Annotated in this window: 10 protein-coding genes; 7 read left to right on the forward strand and 3 right to left on the reverse strand. The window is 54.1% G+C overall.

The window, feature by feature from the left end; all coding sequences use genetic code 11:
- Positions 1 to 2: 2 nt before the first annotated feature.
- The 3 genes from EGT74_RS16265 to EGT74_RS16275 all read right to left on the reverse strand — a co-directional run bounded on the left by EGT74_RS16265 (position 3) and on the right by EGT74_RS16275 (position 1880).
- Positions 3 to 416: a DUF983 domain-containing protein gene (locus EGT74_RS16265; RefSeq protein WP_123847635.1), complete on the reverse strand. Its 414-nt coding sequence runs from the start codon at positions 414 to 416 to the stop codon at positions 3 to 5.
- A 7-nt stretch (positions 417 to 423) separates the two neighbouring features.
- The gene (locus EGT74_RS16270; protein ID WP_123847636.1) at positions 424 to 1290 is read right to left on the reverse strand and encodes a helix-turn-helix domain-containing protein; all 867 of its coding nucleotides are present in this window, start codon (positions 1288 to 1290) and stop codon (positions 424 to 426) included.
- Between the two features lie 191 nt (positions 1291 to 1481).
- Positions 1482 to 1880, reverse strand: a complete 399-nt coding sequence (locus EGT74_RS16275; RefSeq protein WP_123847637.1) for a GreA/GreB family elongation factor — start codon at positions 1878 to 1880, stop codon at positions 1482 to 1484.
- A gap of 1144 nt (positions 1881 to 3024) precedes the next feature.
- Between EGT74_RS16275 and EGT74_RS16280 the strand changes: the two genes are divergently transcribed.
- From EGT74_RS16280 to EGT74_RS16310, 7 genes are all read left to right on the forward strand, one after another.
- Positions 3025 to 3765 (forward strand): ferritin-like domain-containing protein, encoded by a 741-nt coding sequence (locus EGT74_RS16280; protein ID WP_123847638.1) that lies wholly within the window; start codon positions 3025 to 3027, stop codon positions 3763 to 3765.
- On the forward strand, positions 3762 to 4394 hold the full coding sequence (locus tag EGT74_RS16285; RefSeq protein ID WP_123847639.1) for a DUF1361 domain-containing protein: 633 nt from the start codon (positions 3762 to 3764) through the stop codon (positions 4392 to 4394). The genes EGT74_RS16280 and EGT74_RS16285 overlap by 4 nt, the downstream gene beginning before the upstream one ends.
- 54 nt (positions 4395 to 4448) lie before the next feature.
- Positions 4449 to 5009, forward strand: coding sequence for a LemA family protein (locus EGT74_RS16290; RefSeq protein WP_123847640.1), 561 nt, complete (start codon positions 4449 to 4451; stop codon positions 5007 to 5009).
- A 4-nt stretch (positions 5010 to 5013) separates the two neighbouring features.
- Positions 5014 to 6978 (forward strand): DUF2207 domain-containing protein, encoded by a 1965-nt coding sequence (locus tag EGT74_RS16295; protein ID WP_123847641.1) that lies wholly within the window; start codon positions 5014 to 5016, stop codon positions 6976 to 6978.
- Positions 6979 to 7076: 98 nt separating this feature from the next.
- Positions 7077 to 7775, forward strand: coding sequence for a hypothetical protein (locus EGT74_RS16300; protein ID WP_181954752.1), 699 nt, complete (start codon positions 7077 to 7079; stop codon positions 7773 to 7775).
- Between the two features lie 267 nt (positions 7776 to 8042).
- A complete protein-coding gene (locus tag EGT74_RS16305; protein WP_123847642.1) occupies positions 8043 to 10493 on the forward strand; it encodes a glycoside hydrolase family 2 TIM barrel-domain containing protein in 2451 nt (816 codons plus the stop codon).
- Positions 10494 to 10562: 69 nt separating this feature from the next.
- Positions 10563 to 11552 (forward strand): outer membrane beta-barrel protein, encoded by a 990-nt coding sequence (locus EGT74_RS16310; protein WP_123847643.1) that lies wholly within the window; start codon positions 10563 to 10565, stop codon positions 11550 to 11552.
- The last annotated feature ends 87 nt before the right edge of the window (positions 11553 to 11639 follow it).

Consider the following 11639-nt stretch of genomic DNA (forward strand, 5'->3'; position numbering starts at 1 on the left):
GTTTATACTTTCAAAATCCTGTCCTGCCGCCAGTTCTGGTCATAATACACAAAAAAGGCGAGCCAGATGCTGCGCGAAAGCCGCATCAATACGGGCTGCAACACGATCAGCAGCACGGCGTTCACGCCCAGCCACCAGAAAATACGGTTGTCGTACAGGGAAAAACCCAGCAATACCCACCACGCCACAAACGTTGATACGCTCAGGGCAACAGACAGCGCATAACTCACGTAGCCGGTGCCGAAATAAAAGCCGGTTTCCGGTTCCGATGGCTGACCGCATGCCGGGCAGTGCTCGTTCATTTTCATGAATTTTTTGAGGTGATAGGGATTCGCATCCTCGTATAACTTGCCGTGCCGGCAGCGTGGACATTTATTCTGCAAAACGCTCAGCACCAGGTTCGGTTTACGTTCCATATATCAATCAGTTTAAATTTTTCCTGAACTCATCCGGCGTAATGCCTTCATATTTTTTGAAGAACCGGGAGAAATAAGAGTTGTCCTCGAAATTCAGCTCCCGCGCGATCTGCGTTACTGTCATGCCCGCGTTGGTGAGCATGCGTTTGGCTTCGAGCAGGATGCGGTCGCGGATCAGCTCCCCGGCGGTTTTGCCCAGTAAGTCCTGGCAAAGCGCGTTCAGATGGTTGGGCGTAATGTAGAGCAGCTCCGCGTATTCTTTCGGCAGTTTGATGTTGCGGTAATGTTTGTTGATCAGCTGCTGGAAATTGCGCAGCACCAGCTGTTTCTGCTGGGGAATGATTTTAGTCCCGTCTTTCCCGCAGCACTTTTCGATGGTGAGGAACAACTGCAGGAGCAGCACCCGTACCATATCGTATTCCTGCTGGGCGGTTTCGTCGAGGATTTTTTCGAGCAGCGCGGTAACGTCTTTCCGCGACCCGGCCGGCACGGTCATTACCTGGTCTTTGCTGTTGCCGGAGAAGAAGGTGAACCGGTCGAGGTAATCATGATCGAGCAGAAAAGTGCGGAAGAAGGCTTCCGAGAAATGGATCACGTATCCATCCACATCCGGGTTAAAATGCCAGCTGTGCACCTGGCCCGGCACCATAAAATAAATCTGGTGGGGCGTAACGGCGTAGCGGGAGAAGTCGATCGTCTGCGAGCCGCTGCCCTCCGTAAAAAACACCATATGAAAAAAGGAGTGCCCGTGTTGCTGATGCACCCGCTGGTAGTTCTTTTTGAGATAGTGGCTCATCCTTTCGGCGAGCAGGTCTTCCTGCTTGTGGCCTGTGCTGATGCTGCAGATGTCGTACACCGGGATGGATGGTTTCATCCGTTATTGCTTTTATTTTTCAATGGCCTTGCACAAATATTCCCTGTGAGAGGGCTTTTCCGGTGCGCGGCTTGCTAACAGCACAAAGGTACGATGGAAGGTGGGGCCGGCCAATGACGATTCAGGGGTTTTATGGCACTTTTTACCGTTTTAGTGCCGGCGCGGAGACCGCGCCGGGCTTTTGGTCACCATTATTCCTGGTTGATCACCTCCATAATGGTGAATTTTTTCTGGCCGGTAGGCACCTGCCACATCACTTGCTGCCCTTGGCGGAAACCGATAAGCGCCGCGCCTACAGGGTTCATCACGGAAATTTTCCGTTGTTTGATGTCGGCGCTATCCGGCATCACCACGATGATTTCCATGGTTTTATCGTTATGCAGGTCTTTGACGATCACTTTGGAATTGAGGCGCACAACATCGGCCGGGAATTGTTCCTTGCTCACGAGTTTCGCCTTCCTGAAATCGGCCTGTAATGCTTCCACTACCTGCGGGCCGAACGTACTTGCGCGCTGCCCGTCGTTGAGACATGCCGTTAACATCTCATAATCATCTTCCCTGAATACCAGTTGATGGTTTACTTTTTGCATAGCAGTTAATTTAAAAATGAATGAATGCGCTGATGATTTCCCTTTCCAGGAAATAAAAAAATCATGCTGTAATGGAAATCCGTTGATTTCACATCAAAGCATTCAGTTGGAATAAATTTTAACAGGAAAGGGTACCCTGAGCCTGGGATACTGTTTTAGCAGGCCAGGGTTGAATTATTGAAGTCCTTAAAATTTGAGAAGTAGTACAACTTCTTGCAGAACGTGCGGAATTGCTGACCGGTACAGCCATACAGCGGCATTGCATCCGCAGCGACCGTGCGGATAGCGCCATTATATATTTGTGTACGTGTACCTGACATACAACAAACATACGGAATTATTTTTAAATCCCCTTCGCGGATAATTCATAGCATGAAATAAGCGCGCCCATGCATTGCGAAGCGGAGCTTCTTCATCATGGCACTTTTCCCCGACAATATCGAGAGCGGTAATTATCACCAGGTGTTTTTCATGGTATCGGCGCAAATCTATTTACACTGGGAACTTCACAAGTACTGTTTTGGCGCTGTAAAGCCAAAACCTGTAACGGCTACCAATACCGTATAGTGATGGCCGTATAAACCGCAACGATCCTGTACTGACATCCATCCCTGTACGGTTTTTCAGCAGGAGACGGTCATAAAACCTGGTATATATAGTACCTATAAGGTACCTTTAAAGTACGTATATAGTACGTATATAGTACCCCTTTATAGAGGTACTATATAGGTACCTTATAGGTACTATATATATGCCTCAAACGTACTTTAACCAGGTTCCTTACCGTCTGCCAGGCCCTTATTACAAAACATAACCATAGCGAAAACTCCAGGAAACACATCGGAAAAGCATCAACACCGCACTCCTGCACCCTGCATTCGCTTTAATCCCATCCGCATGGGCAAGCCCGCTTTATCACCTTTCCCGGAGAGGGCCTGAATCCCCCGTGGTTCTCCCGGCCTCACTCCTCTCCTGCACACGCCCTTTTCTTTTCAGTTTCCTTTAACAAATAAAATTTGGAGGAATGCCGAGCACATACTTACTTTGTAATTCAAAGCACTTTCCTAGTTAGAACATCGTCCGGTACACGGACTATTTTTTCACCTTTACACTTTGCAATACAAAGTGGATTAAATTCATTCGCATGCACACCTCCCGGCAATGGATCGAACATTTCCGCAACAACCTCCGGTATTACCGTATCAACTGGGACATCCAGCCCTCCATCTCCTCCCGCGAAACCGCCACCATCCTCCGTTCCATGCAGGCATGGCAGCTGGGTGAAACGTCGGACGGGCATAACCTCATACGGGCGGTGACCAGGTATGCAGAAAAACACGACGATCCGGATTACATCGAAGCGATGAAACTCTTCATCAAAGAAGAGCAGAAGCATGGCGAGAATCTCGGCCGTTATCTCGATGCCATCGGGCAGCCGAGGATTAAAAAAGACTGGGGCGACTCCCTCTTCCGCTGGTTCCGCGGTTTTAACACCAGCATGGAAATGTGGACGGTTGCGGTGCTGACGGTGGAAAGTGCGGCGCAGATCTATTACCAGGCGCTCAAAGATGCCACGTATTGCGTGTTGCTCAAACAGATCTGTCGCGACATCCTGATCGACGAGGCATATCACATTACGTTCCAGGTAGAAAGAATGACCATCCTCTACGATCAGAAATCCCCTGCCGGGAAAATGATCTGCGCTCCCCTGTATAAACTGTTTTTCTTCGGAACGGCGCTCACCGTGTGGTTCGCACACCGGCGGCTGTTCGAAGCGGGCGGCAATACCTATCACAGTTACATGCGCAAAATGCACTACAAATACATGAGAACCTTCCATCGCCTCACTGCACCGAAAACCAAACCGGAACCCGCACTGATATGAAAACGCCCCTCTCCTCCGCCGGAAAAATGCTGCTGGTATCCGTTTCGTTCTGCCTTTTGTTGACGGTAGTGCGGATGTGTTATACCGGCAGCATCATGTACGGGTTCTACATCTGGAATATGGTGCTGGCCCTGGTGCCGCTGGCTTTCAGCAGAAAGCTGGCGGTGGCCGGCCGGCTGCGCTGGCATACGCTGCTTTTGTTTGCAGGATGGCTGGTGTTTTTTCCGAATGCGCCTTACCTGGTCACCGATGTATTCCACTTCGCGAAAGCATCGGCCATGCCAAAGTGGTTCGACCTGATACTGGTGATCTCTGCAGCCTGGAACGGGCTGCTGCTGGGCATTCTGTCGCTCATGCACGTGGAACGTTTCCTGGTTTTCCATTTCAGTCAACGGGCCGTCCATGTACTGCTGGCGGCATTGATATTACTTTGCGGCTACGGGGTATACATCGGCCGGTTTCTTCGTTTTAACAGCTGGGACGTGGTGACGGATCCGCTGGGCCTGCTGGCCGTGCTCGGCGGGCACTGGCTGCAGCCGGCCATGCACGTCACCGTGTGGGGCTTCACTTTCCTGTTCGCCGCGCTGTTCTCCATCGCTTATTTTACGCTCCGGCAATGGAAGGAATAAGCGGACTTGTGCTTTTTTTCGTTATTTTTCTGCCCATAAACCAAATTTATCCTTATGGGTATCACCACCATTGTCATCCTTGCCGTTGTTGCCATCGCCGCACTATGGGCCGTATCGCTCTATAACCGGCTGATCAACCGGCGCAACCTCGTAAAGGAAGCCTGGAGCGGCATCGACGTTAGCCTCAAAAAACGGTACGACCTCATCCCCAACCTTGTGGAAACCGTGAAAGGATACGCGGCACACGAAAAAAACACGCTGGAGGAAGTGACGCGTTACCGCACGGCCTCCATGCAGGCCAGCACCCCGCACGACAAAATACAGGCGGAAGGCAACCTCACCCGGGCGCTCGGCTCACTGTTCGCGGTAGCGGAAAATTACCCGGACCTGAAGGCCAGCACCAATTTCGTGGAGCTGCAAAACGAACTGAGCGCCATCGAGAACAACCTCGAATCGGCCCGGCGGTACTACAACGGCACCGTGCGTGAAAACAACAACCTCGTGGAAAGTTTTCCCTCCAACATCATCGCGGGTATGTTCGGTTTCCGGACCAGCGAATTTTTTGAAATCGATAACGCAGCTCACCGCGAGCGGCCTGACGTGTCTTTTCAGTAAGCCTATGACGAAGCAATTTTTCCTGCTGGCCATCCTGCTATTCGCAGGCCGCCTCGCAGTGGCGCAAAACGCGGCGGCCGACGCCGTGCCCGTACAGGCGCCCTACCCCTCGGAACAGCCTGTTTACCCTCATTCGGAAGGCATCCTGCAATTCCATGCCGATATTGTCATTTACCCGAGCGGCATGCTGCATGTACGGGAAAAAATCAAGGTCTATGCCGCCGGCGCAAGTATCCGGAAAGGGATTTTCCGCACCATCCCGGTGTACCGGAAAGATGTGTACGGCCGCAACGTGCATACGGGCATCCATGTAGGCGGTGTGCTGAAAAACGGGCAGCCGGAGCCTTACAGCGAACTGGAAGAGCACGGCGAACTCACCGTCCGCATCGGGGACGCGGATGTGCTCTTGCAGGAAGGGATATACGAATACGACATCACCTACGAAACCGGTGGACAAATCGGCTTTTTCGACGGATACGACGAACTGTACTGGAACGTAACGGGCAGCAACTGGTCGTTTCCCATCGAAAAAGCGAGCGCCGCCATCACCGTGCCCTACGGCGCCCAGGTGCTGCAAACGGCCTGTTACACCGGTCCGGATGGCTCCACGGCAACCGATTGCCGTACCAGCCGCGACAGCAGCGGCACGCAGGTATTCCATACCAATAACCGCCTCGAAAGCGGCAGCGGTTTTACCATTGCAGTGGGGTTCTCACCGGGCCTGATTACCCGCCCTCCACCGCCCACGGCTATGGAAAAACTCATCAGCCGGCTGATGCGCTACCGGGAATACTGGCTGGCGGTCTTGGGCGGCCTCATCATGTTCGGCTACAGCTTTTTCACCTGGCGCAAACACGGAAAAGACCCGGAGCAACCCATCCCGGTGCCAGCCTTCGAGCCGCCGGACGGGCTTTCCCCCGGCAGTATCCGCTACCTGCATACCCGGAGCGCAGACAATACCGGCTTCACCGCCACCATCGTGAACATGGCCATCAAAAAGGCCATCCATATCAAAAAGGACGACGCGGAGTATGTGCTGGAGAAAACCGGGGAGCAACCGCCGAACCTGCTGCCGGAAGAAAAGGCCATCTACGCCAGACTGTTCAGCGGCCGGAACAAAATCAGGGTCGACGATGCATACCACGGCACATTTTCAAAAGCGCAGTCGGCTTTCAAAGATTCAATGACCGCCCAGCACGACCTTAAAAAATATTTCCTCAGCAACTCCCGCCAGATCGCCATCGGCGGCCTGATAGCGGGCGCCATCCTGATCGGCTACCTGATGGCCGTCAACATCGGGCAGTTTTTCTTTCTCCTGTTTTTGCTGCCCTTCCTCGGCGTGGGCGGCAGCCTGCTGGTGACGGGCATCAGGAATCTGAAGCAGGGCTGCACCGGCGTGATCCTCACCCTGGTGGGCGGCGCATTTACCCTGGCGCCGCTGGGGGTGCTGTTCCTGGTGATGGACGATGTGCCGGGCGTTGCCCTCATTTTTGTCCTGGCGCTGCTGGCGGCCTATTTCTGGTACATCTATCTCATCAAGGCGCCCACCCCGCTGGGCGCGGAAAAAGCCTCGAAGATCGAAGGTTTTATGATGTACCTCAAAACCGCGGAAGAGCACCGGCTCAATATGCTCACGCCACCAGAGCACACCCCGGCTTTATTCGAAAGACTACTACCCTACGCCATCGCGCTCGGCCTCGAAAACGAATGGGGCAGCAAGTTTGAAAACGTGCTGGCCCAGGCGGGGTACTCGCCCGAATGGTATGACGGCGACACGATCAATTACCGGAATTTCTCCAACTCTTTCGGGTCCGGTTTCACCTCTTCATTAATGCGGGCGCAGGTCGATCCTACGCCCCCTTCATCCTCCAGCTCCGGTTCCAGCGGCAGCAGCAGCTGGAGCTCCGGCAGCAGCGGCGGCGGTTCTTCGGGCGGCGGCGGTGGTGGCGGAGGCGGCGGAGGCTGGTAACTCCCTCAGGTTCTTTTTGTTAATATGTTAAACTCTTTTAACACATTAAACCACGATTAACACAATCCGTCTAATATTTCAGACTAAAACGATTGTGTATGAAACGATTCTTAATCCTGGTTTCATTGATTGCAGTGGCAGCCGCCTTCAAACCGGCCGCCGCGCAGGTGAGAGTGAGTGTCAATATCGGCATGCAGCCGGCCTGGGGCCCGTCTGGCTACGATTATGCAGAATACTATTACCTGCCGGAAATGGACATGTATTATTACATTCCTGCCCGCGAATATATCTACTTCCACCGCGGACGCTGGGTGCGCACCAGGTACGTGCCCGTGCATTACCGTCACTACGACTTCTACCGCACTTACAAGGTAGTGATCAACGACCGCGACCCGTTCCGTTATCACGACCGGTACAGGACCCGCTATGCGGCCTACCGTTACCGTTATGACCAGCCCGTGCTGCGTGACGTGCGCGACAACCGCCGCGACCACAACGGATGGAATAACCACGGCGCCCCCCGCCGTGAAAACAACGGATGGAACAACGACCGCCGCGACAACGACAGATGGGACAATAACCGCGGTAACGACCGCCGGGATAATGACCGGTGGGACAATAACCGCGGAAATGACCGCCGCGACAACGACCGCTGGGACAACAACCGCGGCAACGACCGCCGCGGGAATGAAGGCTGGAATAACAACCGCGGAAATGGCGGTAAGGATAAAGGAAACAAAGGACGTGGCAATGATAATAAAGGCGGGCATGGCAACCGCGGAAACGGCAAAGCATAACACGGCCTCAGAAGTTTTTGAACCAATCCATGAATGAGCGAGTGATCAGTGACTAAAACAACAGCTGGCTGCCTTCACCGGCGGCCAGCTTAACCAAAATATCCCTATATAAACGCTTTTTATTGGCGGATTTTAGAACGACAGGCTGCTCTTGCCGGCAGCCTGTCACCTGGGGGAACCACCGTTCCCCCAATTTTTTTTCCCTTTTTATGCAAACGTTTGCTATTTTGCCGGTACGATCGTATTTCCGGTTAAAGTTCCAACGTTATGACCATTACAAAATACCTGCTGTCCGCAGCATTGTTCCTGTTTTCATTATCCGCCAAAGCCCAACAGCAGCAAAGGCTCAATACCGGCTGGGAGTTTCTCCGCTCCGATCTCGGCGGCATCTGGGAAGCCGTTCGCCCCGTGGGTAAAGGCAACCCGGAAGCGTCTCCCATATGGGAAAAAGTAACGCTCCCCCATTGCGTCAATGCATCCGACGCCGTGGATCCGGACGTCAACTATTACCAGGGCCCCGCCTGGTACCGCACCCGGCTTAAAATCGACAACCCGTACGCCGGCGGCAGAACCATTCTCCATTTTGAAGGTGCCGGGCAGAAAACGGATGTATATATCTACACGACCAAAGTAGCATCGCACACCGGCGGCTACGACGAATGGACGGCGGACATCACCGAGGCGGTGGAAGCCTTCAAAAAATCAGCGCAGTTCAAAGGAACGGTGCCGGTATCCATCCGTACCGATAACAGCCGCGACCTGGAGATGATACCTTCCAGCCTCTCCGACTTCAATGTATACGGCGGCATTTACCGTTACCTTAACCTGGTGTACGTTCCACCTGTTTCGATCCGGCAATTACACGCCACACCCGAAGTGAGCAGCGACGGTAAAACGGCGAAGCTCGCGGTGGCGGTGCAGCTATACAATCCCGGCGGATTAACCGGCGCGCAGCTCAAAACCGTGCTGAAAGACCCGTCCGGTAAGGTGATCGGTGAAAAGAGCACTGCACTCAGCAGCCTGTCGGGCAACCTCCCTGCGGCCATTTTCGATATCAAAAAACCAAAACGCTGGCATACGGATGCTCCGTTGCTGTACACGGTGGAAACCACGGTCGCCAGCAATAACGCCACGCATACCCTCGCCGCTAAAACCGGCTTCCGCACTTTTGAGTTCGTGAAAAACGGGCCCTTCCTGCTCAACGGCCAGCGCCTGCTCCTGAAAGGCACGCACCGCCACGAAGATCATGCGGGCGTAGCGGCGGCGATGACGGAAGAGATGATGCGCGAGGAAATGATCGTGATGAAAGAAATGGGCGTCAACTTCATCCGCCTGGGCCACTACCAGCAATCGCGCATCATCCTGAACCTGTGCGACAGCCTGGGCATGGTGGTATGGGAAGAAATCCCCTGGTGCCGCGGCGGCCTCGGCGGCCCGGTGTACAAGGAACAGGCGAAACGGATGCTGACCAACATGATCGCGCAGCACTACAACCATCCCTCCGTGATCATCTGGGGCCTGGGCAATGAAAACGACTGGCCCGGCGACTTCGCGGAGTTCGATAAAGACAAGATCCGCGCGTTCATGAAAGAGCTGCACGATCTTTCCCACCAGCTCGATCCTTCCCGTAAAACCGCCATCCGCCGCTGCGATTTCTGTAAAGACATCGTGGACGTATACTCGCCCTCCATCTGGGCCGGCTGGTACCGCGGCATTTACACGGAATACAAAGCCACCTCCGAAGCCGAGATGAAACGCGTGAACCACTTCCTGCATGTGGAATGGGGCGGCGACAGCCACGCCAGCCGCCACTCCGAAGCGCCGGATAAAGCCCTGCAATCGATCAAAACGGGCGGCGGAACGGACGAGCGCGCGGGCGATGCATCGCTCTACGGCGGCGCCGCACGTGTGTCGAAAGACGGCGACTGGAGCGAAAGTTATATCTGCAACCTGATGGACTGGCACCTGAAAGAACAGGAAACCATGCCGTGGCTCACCGGTACGGCGCAATGGGTGTTCAAGGACTTCTCCACGCCTATCCGGCCCGATAACCCGGTACCCTATATGAACCAGAAAGGGCTGGTGGAAAGGGATCTCACCAAAAAAGAAGCCTACTACGTGTTCCAGTCGTACTGGGCGGAAAAGCCGATGGCCCACATTTACGGCCACTCACAACCCGTACGCTGGGGCCAGGAGGGCGAAGAAAAAATGGTGAAAGTCTATTCCAACTGCGATGAAGCGGAACTGTTCGTGAACGGGAAAAGCCTGGGCAGGAAAAAACGCAGCAGCGCCGACTTCCCTGCCGCCGGCCTCCGCTGGAACACCACGTTCAACAAAGGGCATAACGATGTACGCGTGGTGGCCGTCAAAGGAAAGATCAAAACAGAAGACAAGATAACTTTTCAATACCAGACCGACACCTGGGGCAAACCCGCAAAAATGACGCTGGAGAAAACGGCCGTTGAAGGCAATATCGTTACGCTGCAGGTAAAACTGTTCGATGCGAAAGGCGTGCAATGCCTCGATGCGGCGGATTTCGTGCGCTTCTCGCTGGCCGGAGACGGCCGCCTGATCGACAATCTGGGCACTTCTTCCGGTGCGAGGTATGTGCAATTGTACAACGGCCGCGCCATCATCAAAGCGGATACCGGCTTGGGCGGCGTGAACGTGGCAGCGGTAAAATGTGAAGGCATCCCGACGGTAACGCTGGCATTATGATTTGAGCAAGCGCTTTAAAATCAGTAACTTCCGTATTAACCATATTCTGATCACCAAAACGACGATAATATGAAACGGAAACAACTGATATTCTCAGCATTGCTGATAATGGCAGGTACCCATGCAACCCAGGCACAGTCAGGAAAATTTTACATGAAAGCAGCCGGCGGATATTTTTTCAGCGTTTCACACGGGCAGTTCCCCGATGTTGGCCCATATCCTCCAAGAGATGAGCACCATGCCGTAAACCCGGCAACGGGCGCATCCACCACCTTGTCCGAGAAAGTACTTACCGGCTCTTACGGCGCGGGTGTCCGCGGCGGCTTGTCGTTCGGGTACAACTTCAACCGGTACATCGCCGTGGAAGGGACCTTCAATTATTTCCACAGCAAGAAAAACCTGATGACGCGTAACCTCACCACCATACAGGGCACCAGCACCAAAGTGGGCGGCATTGAATCGCACGGGCACGTGAATGCCGTGGACTTTGCGCCCAGCCTCGTGATCAGTCCGGGCTTTGAAAAACTGAACCCGTACGTAAGGTTTGGCGTGGTGGTGCCGCTCTGGGGCCGCCTCTTCATCGAAACCGAGGCAAGCAGGACCAGCGCCGTGCCCGGCCAGCCGGCCACCGTGGTAGCGCAAACCGCCATCCACCGGAAAGAAGAGATCAAGCCTCACCCTACCATCGGCTTCCAGGGCGCGCTGGGCGTAGCATATCCGCTCGGCCAGCGGTTTGACCTGTTCCTCGAAACCGAATACCGCAACGTACCGGTGAAAGGCGATACCAAAGAAGTAACGGCATACAGCGAAGTCACCAATGTGGTCAACACCACCAACGGGCAGGTGATCACCACCCAGCGGCGCGGCCTGAACGATCTGAGCACGGCCGAGAAAAACACCGATTATGTGACCACGCTCGACCAGAATTCCAATACGCCCACCGGTTCTTCCGGCTCCAAAACGAATTACAAAAACGATAACGCGCCTGCCAACGACCTGATCTCTTACATCAACATCGGCGGGCTGGGCGTGAACCTCGGGGTGCGCGTGCGGTTCTGACAAACGGATGCGAACGCATATGACAAGGGCTGGCCTTTAACGGGCCAGCCCTTGTTGGTTGAATGTCTGGAAGATGGATTTGCCGCG

It is taken from the genome of Chitinophaga lutea, from assembly GCF_003813775.1.
Lineage (GTDB): Bacteria > Bacteroidota > Bacteroidia > Chitinophagales > Chitinophagaceae > Chitinophaga > Chitinophaga lutea.

Bases quoted from the DNA above. Each gene is read 5' to 3' on its own strand.
- EGT74_RS16310 (WP_123847643.1), top strand. From the start codon at position 10,563: ATGAAACGGAAACAACTGATATTCTCAGCATTGCTGATAATGGCAGGT.
- EGT74_RS16270 (WP_123847636.1), bottom strand. From the start codon at position 1,290: ATGAAACCATCCATCCCGGTGTACGACATCTGCAGCATCAGCACAGGC.
- EGT74_RS16275 (WP_123847637.1), bottom strand. From the start codon at position 1,880: ATGCAAAAAGTAAACCATCAACTGGTATTCAGGGAAGATGATTATGAG.
- EGT74_RS16280 (WP_123847638.1), top strand. From the start codon at position 3,025: ATGCACACCTCCCGGCAATGGATCGAACATTTCCGCAACAACCTCCGG.
- EGT74_RS16305 (WP_123847642.1), top strand. From the start codon at position 8,043: ATGACCATTACAAAATACCTGCTGTCCGCAGCATTGTTCCTGTTTTCA.
- EGT74_RS16285 (WP_123847639.1), top strand. From the start codon at position 3,762: ATGAAAACGCCCCTCTCCTCCGCCGGAAAAATGCTGCTGGTATCCGTT.
- EGT74_RS16300 (WP_181954752.1), top strand. From the start codon at position 7,077: ATGAAACGATTCTTAATCCTGGTTTCATTGATTGCAGTGGCAGCCGCC.
- EGT74_RS16290 (WP_123847640.1), top strand. From the start codon at position 4,449: ATGGGTATCACCACCATTGTCATCCTTGCCGTTGTTGCCATCGCCGCA.
- EGT74_RS16265 (WP_123847635.1), bottom strand. From the start codon at position 416: ATGGAACGTAAACCGAACCTGGTGCTGAGCGTTTTGCAGAATAAATGT.
- EGT74_RS16295 (WP_123847641.1), top strand. From the start codon at position 5,014: ATGACGAAGCAATTTTTCCTGCTGGCCATCCTGCTATTCGCAGGCCGC.